This window comes from Konateibacter massiliensis (genome assembly GCF_900184995.1).
Classification (GTDB): domain Bacteria; phylum Bacillota; class Clostridia; order Lachnospirales; family Lachnospiraceae; genus Lachnotalea; species Lachnotalea massiliensis.
In genome coordinates this window covers 2,566,986-2,582,386 of sequence record NZ_LT860099.1, presented here as the reverse complement: position 1 = coordinate 2,582,386, position 15,401 = coordinate 2,566,986, and the positions used below count along the sequence as shown (strand labels likewise).

The 15,401-nt window shown below is 42.5% G+C and carries 14 protein-coding genes; 9 read left to right on the top strand and 5 right to left on the bottom strand.

The features are described 5' to 3' along the window. Positions 1–17: 17 nt before the first annotated feature. The 6 genes from araA (at position 18) to CTY48_RS17460 (ending at position 7,777) form a co-directional block, all read left to right on the top strand. Positions 18–1,514 (top strand): L-arabinose isomerase, encoded by a 1,497-nt coding sequence (araA, locus tag CTY48_RS17485; protein ID WP_099469733.1) that lies wholly within the window; start codon positions 18–20, stop codon positions 1,512–1,514. A gap of 40 nt (positions 1,515–1,554) precedes the next feature. Continuing rightward, complete coding sequence (locus CTY48_RS17480; RefSeq protein ID WP_099469732.1) at positions 1,555–3,153, top strand: xylulokinase; 1,599 nt, start codon at positions 1,555–1,557, stop codon at positions 3,151–3,153. 25 nt (positions 3,154–3,178) lie between these two features. Beyond that, complete coding sequence (locus tag CTY48_RS17475) at positions 3,179–3,868, top strand: L-ribulose-5-phosphate 4-epimerase (protein WP_099469731.1); 690 nt, start codon at positions 3,179–3,181, stop codon at positions 3,866–3,868. Positions 3,869–3,973: 105 nt separating this feature from the next. Next, on the top strand, positions 3,974–4,630 hold the full coding sequence (fsa, locus tag CTY48_RS17470; RefSeq protein WP_099469730.1) for a fructose-6-phosphate aldolase: 657 nt from the start codon (positions 3,974–3,976) through the stop codon (positions 4,628–4,630). 14 nt (positions 4,631–4,644) lie between these two features. Then, positions 4,645–6,633 carry a transketolase gene (tkt, locus tag CTY48_RS17465; protein ID WP_099469729.1) on the top strand — a complete coding sequence of 663 codons (1,989 nt, stop codon included), beginning with the start codon at positions 4,645–4,647 and terminating at the stop codon, positions 6,631–6,633. Positions 6,634–6,724: 91 nt separating this feature from the next. Beyond that, on the top strand, positions 6,725–7,777 hold the full coding sequence (locus CTY48_RS17460; RefSeq protein ID WP_099469728.1) for an aldose epimerase family protein: 1,053 nt from the start codon (positions 6,725–6,727) through the stop codon (positions 7,775–7,777). Between the two features lie 74 nt (positions 7,778–7,851). On the opposite strand, the gene CTY48_RS17455 is transcribed toward CTY48_RS17460, so the two are convergent. Continuing rightward, entirely contained in the window at positions 7,852–8,409 is a 558-nt protein-coding gene (locus tag CTY48_RS17455) for a flavodoxin domain-containing protein (RefSeq protein WP_099469727.1), read from the bottom strand. Next, positions 8,384–8,848, bottom strand: coding sequence for a MarR family winged helix-turn-helix transcriptional regulator (locus CTY48_RS17450; protein WP_099469726.1), 465 nt, complete (start codon positions 8,846–8,848; stop codon positions 8,384–8,386). The genes CTY48_RS17455 and CTY48_RS17450 overlap by 26 nt, the downstream gene beginning before the upstream one ends. A 228-nt stretch (positions 8,849–9,076) precedes the next feature. Here CTY48_RS17450 and CTY48_RS17445 point away from each other — a divergent pair, with 228 nt between their 5' ends. From CTY48_RS17445 to CTY48_RS17435, 3 genes are all read left to right on the top strand, one after another. Further along, positions 9,077–9,574 (top strand): RNA polymerase sigma factor, encoded by a 498-nt coding sequence (locus CTY48_RS17445; RefSeq protein WP_099469725.1) that lies wholly within the window; start codon positions 9,077–9,079, stop codon positions 9,572–9,574. Next, complete coding sequence (locus CTY48_RS17440) at positions 9,564–10,484, top strand: zf-HC2 domain-containing protein (RefSeq protein WP_099469724.1); 921 nt, start codon at positions 9,564–9,566, stop codon at positions 10,482–10,484. Before CTY48_RS17445 ends, CTY48_RS17440 begins: the two co-directional genes overlap by 11 nt. Before the next feature lie 239 nt (positions 10,485–10,723). Beyond that, a complete protein-coding gene (locus tag CTY48_RS17435) occupies positions 10,724–12,013 on the top strand; it encodes a galactokinase (protein ID WP_099469723.1) in 1,290 nt (429 codons plus the stop codon). Positions 12,014–12,134: 121 nt separating this feature from the next. Here the strand turns inward: CTY48_RS17435 and CTY48_RS17430 are convergent, their stop codons facing one another. Genes CTY48_RS17430 through CTY48_RS17420 form a run of 3 tightly spaced genes read right to left on the bottom strand, consistent with a single transcriptional unit; the run spans position 12,135 to position 15,395 of the window. Further along, a complete protein-coding gene (locus CTY48_RS17430) occupies positions 12,135–13,622 on the bottom strand; it encodes an FGGY-family carbohydrate kinase (protein WP_099469722.1) in 1,488 nt (495 codons plus the stop codon). Between the two features lie 10 nt (positions 13,623–13,632). After that, positions 13,633–14,568 carry a transketolase family protein gene (locus CTY48_RS17425; RefSeq protein ID WP_099469721.1) on the bottom strand — a complete coding sequence of 312 codons (936 nt, stop codon included), beginning with the start codon at positions 14,566–14,568 and terminating at the stop codon, positions 13,633–13,635. Positions 14,569–14,570: 2 nt separating this feature from the next. Then, on the bottom strand, positions 14,571–15,395 hold the full coding sequence (locus tag CTY48_RS17420) for a transketolase (protein ID WP_099469720.1): 825 nt from the start codon (positions 15,393–15,395) through the stop codon (positions 14,571–14,573). Positions 15,396–15,401 lie beyond the last annotated feature (6 nt).

Here is a 15,401-nt window from a genome sequence, read left to right as displayed (position 1 = left end):
ATATAAGGAGGATTACAATGAATAAAGGAAAACAGTACAAATTTTGGTTTGCAACAGGTTCACAGGATCTTTACGGAGATGACTGCTTAAGAGAGGTGGCAGAGCACACAAGAATTATGGTAGAAGGATTGAACAAGTCCGGCGTACTGCCTTTTGAGGTTGTATTAAAGCCAACCTTAATCGATAATGTATCGATCCGTAAAACCTTTAACGATGCGAACGCAGATGAAGAATGCGCGGGCGTTATCACTTGGATGCACACATTTTCACCGGCAAAATCATGGATACTCGGACTTCAGGAGTTTAGAAAACCATTGCTTCATTTACACACACAGTTCAATCAGGAAATCCCTTATGATTCCATCGATATGGACTTTATGAATACAAACCAGTCAGCGCATGGCGACAGAGAATTCGGACATATCGTAAGCCGTATGGGAATTGAGAGAAAGATTATTGTAGGCTTCTGGGATGATAAGCAGGTGCAGGAGAGAATTGCTTCTTGGATGAGAACAGCTATCGGACTGATGGAGAGCAGCCATATCCGTGTGTTAAGAGTTGGCGATAACATGAGAAACGTAGCCGTTACCGAAGGTGACAAGGTAGAGGCTCATATCAAATTTGGCTGGGAAATCGACGCATACAATATCACAGACATTGCGGCATATGTAAATGACGTATCCGAGGGCGATATCAACGCACTTGTGGATGAATATTATGATAGATATGAAATCTTACTGGAAGGCAGAGACGAGAAGGAATTTAGAAAGCATGTGGGAATTCAGGCAGGTATCGAAATCGGCTTTGAAAAGTTCCTGACAGAGAAAAACTATCAGGCGATTGTTACAAACTTTGAAATGCTATCCGGCTTACAGCAGTTACCGGGACTTGCAATCCAGAGATTGATGGAAAAAGGCTACGGCTTCGGCGGAGAAGGTGACTGGAAGACAGCAGCTATGGTTCGTTTGATGAAGATTATGTCAGAGGGTGTAAAGGATGCGAAGGGAACCTCCTTTATGGAAGATTACACTTACAACCTTGTACCGGGCAAAGAAGGAATTCTTCAGGCTCATATGTTAGAGGTTTGCCCTAGCATCAGCGCTGTAAAACCGGGAATTAAGGTTTCTCCTCTTTCCATGGGTAAACGTGAAGATCCTGCACGTCTTGTATTTACATCAAAGCCGGGCAAAGGTATTGCAACTTCCCTGATTGACTTAGGAAACCGCTTCAGACTGATTATTAACGAGGTAGAGTGTATGCCGCAGGATATCGATATGCCGAAACTCCCGGTAGCTTCCGCATTCTGGAAACCGCAGCCAAGCCTTTCAACAGGAGCAGAAGCTTGGATACTTGCAGGCGGAGCGCACCATACAGCATTCTCCTATGACCTGACAACAGAGCAGATGGTAGACTGGGCAGCAGGAATGGGAATTGAAAGTGTTGTAATTGACAAGGATACGACGATCAGAAACTTCAAGAACGAATTGAGATGGAATTCCGTTGCATTTAAGTAAGAAGCAGGAAGACTACTATAACGAATAAAAGAGGTATCGTATGGAAAATAAGGCAAACGCAATAAAATGTATTGAAGAGGGTAAAGCAGTTTTAGGAATCGAGTTTGGTTCCACACGTATCAAAGCTGTATTGATTGATGAGAAGCACGATCCGATTGCAAGCGGAAGCTATGAATGGGAAAATAAGCTGGCAGATGGTATCTGGACCTATGATGAGGACGAAATCTGGAACGGTCTTCAAAGCTGCTACGATGACCTAAAAAAAGATGTTAAGGCAAAATATGAAACGTCGCTTCATAAGCTTGGCGGAATTGGATTTAGTGCCATGATGCACGGTTATCTGGCATTTGACAAAAATGATACGCTATTGGTACCATTCCGCACATGGAGAAATAATATAACAGGTGCAGCTTCCAAGGAGCTTACAGATTTATTCCAGTACAACATTCCGCAAAGATGGAGTATCGCTCATCTGTATCAGGCAATCCTAAATAAAGAAGAGCATGTAAAGGACATCACATTTTTTACCACGCTTGCGGGCTATGTACACTGGAAGCTGACAGGTGAGAAGGTGTTAGGAATCGGCGATGCCTCCGGAATGTTCCCGATTGATATGGAGAAGAAGGAATACAGCAAGGGACTTCTTGAAAAGTTTGACAGTCTTGTGTCAGATAAAGGATATGAATGGAAATTAAATCAAATTTTGCCAAAGGTGCTTTTGGCAGGAGATGAAGCAGGTAAGTTGACCGCAGAAGGAGCCAAGCTTCTCGATTCAGAGGGATTTTTGGAGGCAGGAATTTTGTTATGTCCGCCTGAGGGAGATGCAGGAACCGGAATGGTTGCGACTAACACAGTGGCGAAGAGAACTGGAAACGTATCTGCCGGAACATCCGTATTTGCAATGATAGTATTGGAAAAAGAGTTATCTAGGCTTCATGAGGAGCTTGATATGGTAACGACACCGTCAGGCGATTTGGTGGCGATGGCACATTCTAACAACTGTACGACCGACTTAAATGATTGGATTAAGCTGTTTAAACAGTCTCTGGACGCATTCGGCGTATCAGTTGACAATAATGAATTATACGGAGTTCTTTATAATAAGGCATTAGAGGGCGATAAGGATTGCGGAGGTCTTTTATCTTACTGCTATCATTCAGGTGAGCATATGACAGGATTTTCTGAGGGACGCCCGCTGTTTGTGAGAACACCGGACAGCAAGTTCAATCTTGCGAACTTTATGAGAGTACACTTGTATACATCTCTTGGTGCGATGAAAATTGGTCTGGATATTTTGATGAAGGAAGAAAATGTAAAGATTGACCAAATCTTAGGACACGGTGGACTGTTTAAGACAAAGGGCGTAGGACAAAAAATTCTGGCAGCCGCAGCAGGCGTTCCGGTTTCGGTCATGGAGACGGCAGGTGAAGGCGGTGCATGGGGAATTGCGCTGCTCGCAGCATACATGGCAGGAAAGAAGGATGAGACTCTTGCTGAGTATTTAACTGAAAAGGTGTTTGCAGACAGTGTTTCCGAGGAGGTAGCACCGGATTCTGATGACGTGGCAGGCTTTGAGGTATTTATGGATAGATACAAGAAGGGACTTGATATTGAACGTGCGGCGGTAAACTGCTTATAGGAATAAAATCCGGAAAGGAACAGTTATGTTAAAAGAGTTAAAAGAACAGGTTTATGAAGCAAATATGGAATTGCCAAAACGTGGGCTTATCACCTATACATGGGGAAATGTAAGCGGAATTGACAGGGAAAAGGGCTTGTTTGTTATTAAGCCAAGCGGTGTCGATTACGATGATTTAAAGCCGGAGGATATGGTAGTAGTGGATTTGGAGGGCAATACGGTGGAAGGTAAGTATAAGCCTTCCTCCGACACTGCGACACATCTTGAGCTTTACAAGGCATTTGAGAAGGTGGGCGGTATCGTGCATACACATTCTCCTTGGGCAACCTCATGGGCGCAGGCAACAAGAGGGATTCCGTGCTACGGAACAACACATGCCGATTATTTTTACGGTGAAATCCCTTGTGCAAGAGGACTTACCGCAGATGAAATCAACGGTGAGTATGAAAAAAATACAGGGCTTGTCATTATCGATACCTTTAAGGGAATTGACCCGATGAGTATTCCTGGCGTACTGTGCAGCAATCACGGACCTTTCACATGGGGAAAAGATGCTCACGAGGCGGTGCACAATGCAGTTGTGCTGGAGGAGGTTGCAAAGATGGCTTCCCGCACGGAGAGATTAAATGCAGGAGTGCAGCCAGCACCGCAGGTTTTACAGGATAAACATTATCTGAGAAAACACGGTGCAAATGCATACTACGGACAAAATTAAATAACATAATAATACGAAAAAAGTAAGGATTGTAGTAGACAGAAAATCAGCATAGTGGTAAGCTAATAGCGACTATGGATTTCAAGGAAGAGAGGAAAATGTGATATGAAGTTTTTTATTGACACAGCGAAGGTAGAAGATATTCAAAAAGCAAATGATATGGGAATTATCTGCGGTGTAACAACAAATCCATCTTTGATTGCAAAAGAGGGAAGAGTGTTTAATGAAGTAATTGCTGAAATTGCTGCTATCGTAGATGGACCAATCAGCGGTGAAGTAAAAGCGACAACGCTTGATGCAGAAGGAATGATTAAAGAGGGAAGAGAGATTGCAAAAATCCATCCGAACATGGTAGTTAAAATTCCTATGACAGTAGAGGGCTTAAAGGCAACAAAGGTATTAAGCAGCGAAGGAATTAAGACAAATGTTACATTGATTTTCAGCGCACCTCAGGCACTTCTTGCAGCAAGAGCAGGAGCTACTTATGTTTCACCATTCCTTGGACGACTTGATGACATTTCCATGCCTGGTATTGACTTGATCAGCACAATTGCAGATATTTTCCAAGTACACGGTATTGAGACCGAGATTATAGCAGCAAGTGTGCGTAATCCAATCCACGTGATTGACTGTGCGTTGGCGGGTGCAGACATTGCAACGGTTCCGTATGCTACCTTGGAGCAGATGACAAAGCATCCATTGACAGATCAAGGTATTGAGAAATTTCAGGCAGATTATAAAAAAGTTTTTGGTGACAATTAATTAGGAGGAACAAAATGGGAAATATTGATACAAAATCTGTTAATGCCATCAGAGTATTAGCAGCTGACGCGGTTCAAAAAGCAAACTCAGGACATCCGGGATTACCACTTGGCTCGGCAGCAATGGCATATGAATTATGGGCAAAGCACATGAAGCACAATCCGAAAAATCCACAGTGGGCAAACAGAGACAGATTCGTGCTTTCAGGCGGACATGGTTCAACACTTTTATATTCTTTATTACATTTATTCGGATATGGAGATTTGTCCATTGACGACCTCGCTAATTTCAGACAGGACGGCTCTCTGACACCGGGACATCCTGAATTTGGACATACAGTTGGTGTGGAAGCGACAACAGGACCTCTTGGAGCAGGTATGGCAATGGCTGTCGGTATGGCGATGGGTGAGGCACATTTGGCTTCCGTTTTCAACAAGGATGATATGAAGGTAGTAGACCATTACACCTATGTGCTCGGCGGCGACGGCTGTATGATGGAGGGTATCTCATCAGAGGCTTTTTCCCTTGCCGGAACATTAGGACTTGGAAAGCTTATTGTTTTATATGATTCCAATAAGATTTCAATCGAGGGAAGCACCGATATCGCGTTTACAGAAGACGTAAAAAAGAGATTTGAGGCATTCGGCTTCCAGACACTTGTTGTGGAAGATGGAAATGACTTAGAGGAAATCGGAAGAGCAATCGAGGAAGCAAAGAAAGACACAACAAGACCTACGATGATTACCGTTAAGACGCAAATCGGCTATGGCTGTCCTGCAAAGGTAGGAAAAGCAAGTGCTCACGGCGAGCCTTTGGGAGCAGATAACGTAGAGGCTCTGAAGGAATTCTTGGAGTGGGAAGCAAAGGAAGCGTTCTATGTTCCGCAGGATGTCTATGATAACTACAAAGCGATTGCAGAGGAGAATGCAAAGACAGAAGATGCATGGAACGAGCTGTTTGCAGCTTATGCCAAGAAATATCCTGAAATGAAGGAATTATGGGATAAATATTATGACGTGAATGCAGCGGATAAGCTGATTGACGACGAGGATTTCTGGAAATACGATGAAAAGGCAGATGCGACTCGTAATCTTTCTGGGGTTATGATTAACCGCATTAAGGACAAGCTTCCTAACCTTATCGGAGGCTCAGCAGACCTTGCGCCATCCACAAAGACAAACATGAAGGATGCCGGAGACTTCTCCAAGGACAACTACGCAGGAAGAAATCTGCACTTTGGTGTAAGAGAGCTTGCGATGGCGGCAATCGGAAACGGTTTGATGCTTCACGGAGGCTTACAGGCTTATGTGTCCACCTTCTTTGTATTCAGTGATTACGTGAAGCCGATGGCAAGATTGTCCGCACTGATGGGACTTCCGCTTACCTATGTACTGACTCATGACAGTATCGGAGTTGGCGAGGACGGACCTACTCACGAGCCGATTGAGCAGCTTGCAATGCTTCGTGCACTACCAAATTTCAGTGTTTTCAGACCGGCAGATGCGACAGAAACAGCAGCAGCTTGGTATTATGCAATTTCAAATAAAAAGACACCGACTGCTTTGGCGCTGACAAGACAGAACCTTCCGCAGTTGGCAGGCTCCGGTAAGGAAGCATTAAAGGGCGGATATGTTATCGCAGATTCCACAAAGGCAGTTCCGGATGCAATTTTGATTGCAAGCGGTTCAGAGGTATCCCTTTCCATCGAGGCAAAGGAAGCCCTTGCAAAGGATGGCGTTGACGTAAGAGTAGTAAGTATGCCATGTATGGACGTATTTGAGCAGCAGTCAGCAGAATACAAGGAAGCTGTACTTCCGAAGGCTGTCAGAAAGAGAGTGGCAGTCGAAGCATTAAGTGACTTTGGCTGGGGTAAATATGTCGGACTTGACGGCGCATATGTAACAATGAAAGGCTTTGGCGCAAGTGCACCGGCAGACATTTTGTTTAAGAAATTTGGCTTTACCGTTGAAAATGTGGTAAAGACAGTAAAAGAGATTTTATAAAGAAATAAATAGATTAAAAAAATGGAATAGAACGCATTCACGCATAGGGAATACGTTCTATTCCTAAATTCAATTTATGGGAGGACACCAAATGAGCATTTTACAGGAAGGTTATGGAAAGACAAACAAAGGGGAAGAGATAAGCGAATTTATCGTAGAAAACAAAAACGGCATGCAAATGCATCTGATTAATTACGGGGCAATTTTGACAAAACTTTTTGTACCGGATCAGAATGGGAAGCTGGCAGATGTTGTTCTTGGCTACGACAACTTAGAGGGATATATGGATAACCCTGGCTATTTCGGCTCCACAATCGGACGAAACGGAAACCGTATTGCAGGTTCTAAGTTTGAAATTAACGGCGAGACTTATGAGCTTGATAAAAATGAGGGAGAAAACAACCTTCACGGCGGATTTGACGGCTACAACAAGAGAGTATGGGATTACACGCTAAATGAAACAGAGAATGAAGTTGTATTTTCTTTGGTGAGTCCTGATAAAGACCAGGGATTTCCGGGAGAATTCAAGGTGTCTGTCGCTTATAAGCTGACAGAGGACAATGCAGTCTCCATCCAGTATAAGGGAATCAGCGATCAGGATACGATTGCGAATATGACAAATCACAGCTATTTCAATCTGGCAGGACACACAGAGAAATCTATTTTGGACCACATGTTGTGGATAAAGGCATCAAAATTTGTTCCGGTTGTGGACAGCACTGCAATTCCTACAGGTGAGCTTTGGGATGTAGCAGGCACACCGATGGACTTTACAAAGGCGAAGGCGATCGGAGATGACGTTCAGGCGGACTATGAGCAGCTTGTATTCACAGGAGGCTATGACCATAACTATGCTTTGGATAAAGACGGTAAGGGAATTGAGAAGATTGCTGAGGTGGAGGATCCGAAAACCGGACGAAAGATGGAGGTTTACACAGATCTTCCCGGTGTGCAGCTCTATGTCGGAAACTTTATCAACACGAGCAGTGGTGCAGGTAAAGAGGGCGCTTCCTATCAAAAGAGAAGCGGTCTTTGCTTGGAGACACAATATTTTCCGGATGCCATTCATCAGGCAGGCTTTGAAAGCCCGGTGTTAAAGGCGGGAGAGGAATACAATACGACTACGATTTATAAATTTTTGTAAGATAGAATAGGTGATTTTAGATAAAAGCCCAATTTGCAATGCTGAGAATGCCTTGTAAATTGGGCTTTTTAAAATTAATGAGCTTCTGTTGCTGCTTTGATAGCTTGCACCAAAGGGGTAATTGTTGAGCGATCTGTAAAGTCTACTTTCTGCCCGTAGGTTTCAATCATTGATTTTTCTTCGCTGGTCAACTCAGATTCTGACTTTTTATGAAGCATTTTCATCATCATTCCCATCATGGTGCGGTGCATAAAACTCATGTTAGCGTAGTCCATTCCGCCTCGTAAATGATAAATTTTAATTTTTTCCTGCATCTCGGGTGTAAGGACACGTGCGAGAGACTTGCGGATTGAATCAGTGTTCTGCCGGTCTGCCACGTCAGCTGCACCCACGGTAAAAAGAAAAATTGCTTTGCTGTTGATGCTGGCAAAGTTCTTTGTAATCAAAGAAATACCGCTGACACCGCCTGCATACAGTCCGCCGCCATAGACAATCACATCATATTCCTGCAATGCAGCAGGTTTCGTTTTATCGGCTTCCAGCAGGTCTGCTTTTAATTCGTCTGAAATCCACTGGGCATACGTTTTGGTAAAGCCGTATTTTGATTTATAGATTACTGCGATTTTCTTCATTGATATGTTCCATCCTTTCCATATTTTCAAATAGCATTTCAAAGGTTTGCCTGCAGTTTTCCAGCAGCTTTGTATCAATGCCGCCAAAGAGAGTTTGTAAAAAAACATCTCCTTTCTCCTCAAACTGCGTAAAGAATTGGTAGGCTTTAGGGGTCAAGGCTACCGATAGATTTCGTTTGTCTTGTGCATTGACGGTAAGCTCTACATATCCTTTAGAGGCCAGCACATCTAACATCTTGCGCACGTTTTGCCGTGTGCTGCTGATATAAGCCGCCACTTCGGTGACGGATGGCTGCTCTTTATCTAGATTATGTATCATCATCATCAAAAACCACTGTTTTAACGTAATCTCTTGTAAATAGTTATCGCCTAATGTTTGCAGCTTGTTCGACAACAAAAAAATACTGCCAAACAAATATTGCTTTGTTTCTATATTCATAAAATATACCTCCATTTAAAAAAGTGCAACCTATTGCTTATTATATGCAACAGGTTGCGTTTTGTCAATTGGATTATTAAAAAACAGTAATAATGTCATGTTTTAAAAGGAAAAATCATCCATATGATGTATAATAATTATACATTGATTATAAAAAAACGATATTATTAACAAAATAGATGTAACGAATTGACTTCTCACGGAACTTATAATAAAGGGGGTGCGCAGATGCAAATAGATGATATCGAGGAAATATATGAGGAGTATTCCGAACTGGTATATCGGTATTTGCTATGTCTGACCAATGATGCGGCGATGGCGGAGGAGCTGACGCAGGAAACCTTCTATCAGGCGATGAAAGGGATTGAGAAGTTTCGCAGTGAGTGTAAAGTTTCGGTCTGGCTCTGCCAGATAGGTAAAAATCTATGGTATAAGGAGCTTCGCTCCAAAAGAAGAAGTGAAATACCGATAGAGGCTGTTTGCGAGGTTGCCCTGAAGGAAAATCTGGAGGAATGGTGTATTGCAAATCTTGAGGTGGCTGAATTTTATACAAGATTGAAACAACTAGATGAGGTAAACAGAGAGGTTGTATATCTTAGGCTGGCTGGGGAGCTTAGTTTTGCACAAATTGGGAAGATATTAGAAAAATCAGAGAACTGGGCAAGGGTTTCATTTTATCGAAGTAAACAAAAAATTATGAAGGAGATGAATAAGCATGGAGCATAAAATACCTTGCAGTATCGTAAGTGATTTATTGCCAAACTATATAGAGAAGCTGACCAGCGAAGAGACAAATACTTTACTGGAGGAACATATTGCGACCTGCCCTGCATGTAAAGCCATGCATGAGGAGATGGAAGGGGAAATGGAAAGCGAAATAAACCAAGAGAATCTAAAAGATGAAAAGGCAAGCAGTTTTTTATTTCAGGCAAAGTTAGGTTATGCATTTAAAATAGTTATGAAGGTATTGCGAATTGTTTCGGTTGTTTTATATGTTGGTTTAAATATTTATTTTATATGCATGGAAGCTCAGATGATAGATTATTTTTCTTTAATGGATAAAATGACACTTCAATCGGTAGGCCTGATAGCTCTTATTACGGCAGTGATACCGGGAATACTGATTGCTGTATTGTTTATAAAAAAAGAACATATCGTGTTAAAAACGGTGCAAATCATTCTACAGATGATAATACTTGCTATATTTCCGCTTATATTTATGATGGGAATCTTTTCGTTAATGGTGCTTCCGGAAAGTACAACAAATCCTAAGAACTATGCAAAATGGAATGAATGGACGGAGGAGATGCTTGCAGCGGAGGAATTTTCCGTGCTTCCGGAGAAATTGCCTGAGAATATCCAAGATATTGATTATTTCTACCGTTACCGCGCCATCTTTGACGACGAATATTTAAATTTAAAAATCTCATGGTCCTATGAGGATGAGAAAGATTATGAGCAAGCAAAAGCTGTTTTGCAGAATTATGAGACTCCAACGGCACAATCAACAGAAGATGGTTTCCAGATGATTTATGCACTGGGAGACGAGCAAAGCGAGGACGGACATTTTTATTTTGGATACCGTGACAAGGATAAGAGAATTGTCTATGAGATTTATTGTGAAGATGAAAAGTAGATAATTTTATGTAAACCTTTGCGCTTTATAAAAACCCGGTTATAATAAAATATAACACAATAAATGCGCAATAAATTAAAAGTTGCACAAAAAAATAAAAACAATTAAATTCTTAAAACAATCAAAGATTGACAATAAAAACCTAACTTGATATAATTTTGGTAAAGTGCAAATGATTGGACAAATAAATAAAAATTGCGCAATATTAAACTGCTAAAACGAAAGGGGTTACCAACAATATGAAAACGAATGAGATTTTTGAAACCTTAAAGACAAAAGAGTGTGAAGAACTGTTTTCTAAAATGTATGGGCGGGAGCAGGTGGATGAGAACAGAAAAAGATATGAAGATTTAATTACAGGCTATGAAAAACGATATGGTGCAGGAGAGAATATTGAAATTTATAGTGCGCCGGGCCGAACTGAGCTTGGCGGTAATCATACGGATCATAATAATGGAAAGGTTTTGGCTGGCAGTATTAATCTGGATTGTGTTGGTGTGGCATCTATTCAGGATGGTGATACAATTAATATTGTAAGTGTAGATTATGACTTAGATTTTTCAATCAATGTTAATACCTTGCAGGCTAGCATTGAAAGCAGCACAGCAAAACTTGTGTGTGGCTTGCTAGAAGGCGTTCAGAAAAGAGGGCATAAAATAGGCGGGTTCCATGCGTATATATCAAGCAATGTAATTTCTGCGGCAGGTGTCAGTTCTTCGGCATCTTTTGAGATGCTATTATGTGCAATTATCAATGATTTGTTTAATGACAATTCGCTTGATATGGTTGAATATGCTAAGATTGGTCAGTATGCAGAAAATCATAATTGGAACAAGAGCTCCGGCTTGCTGGACCAGATGGCTTGCGCAGTAGGCGGAATTATACATATTGATTTTAAAAATGAAGAAATGCCGATTGTATCTCAGATGAATATTGATTTTTATCAGGAGGGATATGGAATTGTAATCGTTAATACAGGGAAAAGCCATGCAGATTTGAGTGAGGAATACTCGCTGGTGCCAAAAGAGATGAAATCAGTGGCAAATTATTTCGGAAAAACTGTATGTGCAGAGATTTCTTTGGAAGATATTGTTAATAATATAGAAGAATTAAGAAAACAAGTGGGAGACAGAGCCGTTTTAAGAGCTATACATTTTTGTGATGAAAACGGAAGAGTTGATAAGCAGGTGGAAGCACTTCAAAAAAATAATTTTGATCAGTTTCTGCATCTGGTAGCAGAGTCAGGTAACTCTTCATGGAAGTTGCTGCAAAATTGTTACTCAATTGAGAACTATAATGAGCAAGGCATACCTCTTGCGTTGACATTGACAAAAATGTTTTTGGATAAAAAAGGAAGAGGAGTGTGTCGTGTCCACGGAGGAGGATTTGCAGGAGTTATTATGGCAATCGTTTCCTTGGAGGATATGGATGAGTATGTTGCATTTATGGAAAATAAATTTCTAAAAAACTCGACATATAAGATGATAATAAGACCATATGGAGCGATTAATGTATTAAAATTAATATAATTTTAGAAATAGACAGGGCTGAAGACTTTTAAGTGTCTTCAGCCCTTGATTTCGCTTAGTTTTAATATAAATAGGAAGTAATTGCTTTGCAACCTACTTGGGCGAAAAGTGTGAGCGAAGCTCACACTTTTTTAGCCAATGTCATACCAACAGCCGCCTTCCAACCGTTATATTTTTCATCGCGTACATCACCGGTCATCTTCGATTCATAGCTATGTCGCTCTATTCTGCTAAAAATATTTTTATCAAACAGCCCCAATACAATACCAGCCGCATATGCAGCTCCGATGCCGGAAAGCTCCTCCACATCCGGAATCTGTATGTTGATATCGGTAATGTCACTTTGAAACTGCATCAAAAATCTGTTTTTAGTAGGGCCGCCGTCAACTCGAAGCTCATTGATTGCTACGCCGGAGTCCTGCTCCATGACTTTTATGATATCGGTTATCTGATAAGCAATACACTCTAATGCTGCCTTTACAATTTCAGCCTGCCCGGTCGTTCTGCTGATTCCGCTTATGATGGCTTTTGCCTCATTGTCCCAGTAAGGAGCGCCAAGCCCTGTGAAAGCAGGGACAATATAAGTTTTATCCTCCGGATTGGCAGCTTCAGCCAAGGCTGTTGTCTCACCGGCGGATTGGATTAATTTTAAATCCTTTTGAAGCCAGGTTATGACGGCACCTGTGTAGTTGATATTTCCCTCCATCACATAGTTTATCTTGCCGTCCATGCCCCATGCGATGGAGGTGACAACACCATGGCTGCTGTAAACTGGTGTTGTGCCGACATTTACCATGACAGAGGAGCCGGTTCCGTAGGTTGCCTTTATCATGCCTCTTTCCAGACAACCCTGACCGTAGAGGGCGCCGTGGGAATCTCCCAGCACACTGTGTATCGGAATTGGATTGTCTAAAAACCCTTCTAAATCCGTTTTCCCGTAGTTTGCATTTGAGTCGCACACCTGTGCCAGGTCATCGGATTTTAGTCCAAACAGCGAACAAATTTCATTGTCCCACTCCAAGGTATTGATATTAAATAGCTGGGTTCGGGAGGCATTGGAGTAATCCGTCTTATAGGAAGCTCCCCTTGTCAGCTTGTAAACAAGCCATGTATCAATTGTTCCGAACATCAAATTATGATTTTTGTTTAGCTCCTTGGCAAGAGAGACATTCTGCAAAAACCATGCAAATTTCGAAGCAGGGAAAAAGGGAGACAGGTTCATACCTGTTTTTTCGCGTATCAGGTTCGATGTACCCTGAAGCTCTACCTCCTTGCAAATATCCTTTGCGCGGGAGCACTGCCATACAATCGCGTAATCGACAGGTTTTCCGGTAAGTCTGCTCCATACCGCGGATGTCTCTCGCTGGTTGCTGATTCCGATTCCGGCTATCTCTTCCTTGTCAATTCCCGCCCTGTTTACCACATCTCTTATAACCTGTATGGTGTTGCGGTAAATTTCATTTAGGTCGTGGCTGACCCAGCCTTCTTCGTTTATAATCTGTTTATGTGGCACATCTGCACGAAAAAGCAGGGTGCCCTTCTGGTCAAAGAGAAGTGCTTTTGTTCCCTGCGTGCTCTGGTCGAGGGAAAGAATATATTTTTTCTCCATTCTCTGCCTCCTACAGGGATAAGATTTCTTTTGCCCGCTTTGCGATACCCTGGGCATTCATTCCGTAATAATCAAATACTTCGTTTGAAGTACCTGTGATAACCGGTGCGTCAGGGAGGGCTATGTTTACCACCCTTTTCGGGCATTCCCTGCCGATTACCTGAGAAACCATAGAGCCGAGTCCACCAAACAGTGCGTGCTCCTCGACTGTAAGAACGGCTTTTGCGCTGCTGGCAGCTTTTATAATAGCGGCTTCATCAAGCGGCTTTACGCAGTACATATCAAGAACAAAGGCGTGAATGCCGTCTGCTCTTAATAGCTCTGCGGCGTCTAAAGAAGGTTTTACCATCTCACCGCATGCGATAATGGCGACATCGTTACCTTCGGAAAGTACGGTTGCTTTATCCATCTCAAAAGGACAGTTATTTTCCTCATAAATATCAGGAACCGGATTTCTTCCCACTCGTATATAGGCAGGTCTTTCGTCCTTTAACAGAGCTTTGATCAGCTTTTCAGTCTGAAAACGGTCACTTGGGAGGTAGACTCTCATGTTTGGAACGGAGGACATAGCAGCGATATCCTGCGCGGAATGGTGGCTCATGCCGAGTGCGCCGTAGCTGATACCACCGCTGATTCCGATTAGGGTCACGTTTGTGTCGGAGTAGGCAACGTCTACCTTGCACTGTTCGTAGCTTCTTGTTGAGAGAAAGCATGCCGGAGAGGCTGCAAATGCTTTTTTGCCGCATCTTGCAAGACCAGCCGAGACGCTTACGAGGTTTTGCTCTGCAATTCCCATCTCCACAAACTGGTCAGGAAATGCCTCTGCAAACGGTGCGAGGGAGGCAGAACCCCTTGAATCACTGCACAGCACGACAATATCTTTGTCTTTTTCTGCCTTTTCCAATAATACATCACAGATAACTTTACGGTTTGGAATTGTATTCATAATTAGAGCGCCTCCTTTTTTTCTTCAAAATCTTTTAAGATTTGTATGCGTTCTTCTACAGTTGGAACCTTATGGTGCCAGCCGGCTTTGTTTTCCATAACGGGGGAGCCTTTTCCCTTTACCGTGTTGGCAATCAGAACCGTCGGCTGTCCCTTTGCCGTTTTAGCCTCCTCAAAGGCTTCGTTTAATTGATCAATATCGTTTCCGTCCGCGACATCAATGACATGCCAGCCAAAGCTTCTGAAACGCTCATGCAGATCGTCGTGTCCCATGACTAATTCTGTGTTTCCGGAAATTTGAAGTCTGTTTCGATCCACCACGGCACAGAGGTTGTCTAGTTTAAACTGGTTTGCCGCCATAGCAGCTTCCCAAACGGAGCCTTCTGCGAGTTCGCCGTCTCCCATAACCGTGTACACGCGGTAGTCTTTTCTGTCCATTTTTCCCGCAAGTGCCATCCCGACACATACCGGGAGTCCATGCCCGAGGGAACCGGAATTCATCTCGATGCCCGGAAGTTTGTTGTTTGGGTGTCCAATGAATGGAGAGCCAAATTTACTGAATTCTTTGATGCAGGTATTAATATCAAAAAATCCTTTTTTTGCCAGAACCGCGTAATATGCCTCTACGGAATGTCCCTTGCTCATAACAAAGCGGTCGCGGTTTTCATCGTCCATATTTTCGGGGCTGATGTTCATCTGCTTCATGTAAAGTGCCACAAGAATCTCCATAACACTCATGTCTCCGCCGATATGACCGCCCTTACCTTCTATAATCATCTCAACGACGTCTTTTCGCAAATCATATGCCAATTTACTAAGTTCACTCATCTTACC

Bases quoted from the DNA above. Each gene is read 5' to 3' on its own strand.
- araA (WP_099469733.1), top strand. From the start codon at position 18: ATGAATAAAGGAAAACAGTACAAATTTTGGTTTGCAACAGGTTCACAG.
- CTY48_RS17480 (WP_099469732.1), top strand. From the start codon at position 1,555: ATGGAAAATAAGGCAAACGCAATAAAATGTATTGAAGAGGGTAAAGCA.
- CTY48_RS17475 (WP_099469731.1), top strand. From the start codon at position 3,179: ATGTTAAAAGAGTTAAAAGAACAGGTTTATGAAGCAAATATGGAATTG.
- fsa (WP_099469730.1), top strand. From the start codon at position 3,974: ATGAAGTTTTTTATTGACACAGCGAAGGTAGAAGATATTCAAAAAGCA.
- tkt (WP_099469729.1), top strand. From the start codon at position 4,645: ATGGGAAATATTGATACAAAATCTGTTAATGCCATCAGAGTATTAGCA.
- CTY48_RS17460 (WP_099469728.1), top strand. From the start codon at position 6,725: ATGAGCATTTTACAGGAAGGTTATGGAAAGACAAACAAAGGGGAAGAG.
- CTY48_RS17455 (WP_099469727.1), bottom strand. From the start codon at position 8,409: ATGAAGAAAATCGCAGTAATCTATAAATCAAAATACGGCTTTACCAAA.
- CTY48_RS17450 (WP_099469726.1), bottom strand. From the start codon at position 8,848: ATGAATATAGAAACAAAGCAATATTTGTTTGGCAGTATTTTTTTGTTG.
- CTY48_RS17445 (WP_099469725.1), top strand. From the start codon at position 9,077: ATGCAAATAGATGATATCGAGGAAATATATGAGGAGTATTCCGAACTG.
- CTY48_RS17440 (WP_099469724.1), top strand. From the start codon at position 9,564: ATGGAGCATAAAATACCTTGCAGTATCGTAAGTGATTTATTGCCAAAC.
- CTY48_RS17435 (WP_099469723.1), top strand. From the start codon at position 10,724: ATGAAAACGAATGAGATTTTTGAAACCTTAAAGACAAAAGAGTGTGAA.
- CTY48_RS17430 (WP_099469722.1), bottom strand. From the start codon at position 13,622: ATGGAGAAAAAATATATTCTTTCCCTCGACCAGAGCACGCAGGGAACA.
- CTY48_RS17425 (WP_099469721.1), bottom strand. From the start codon at position 14,568: ATGAATACAATTCCAAACCGTAAAGTTATCTGTGATGTATTATTGGAA.
- CTY48_RS17420 (WP_099469720.1), bottom strand. From the start codon at position 15,395: ATGAGTGAACTTAGTAAATTGGCATATGATTTGCGAAAAGACGTCGTT.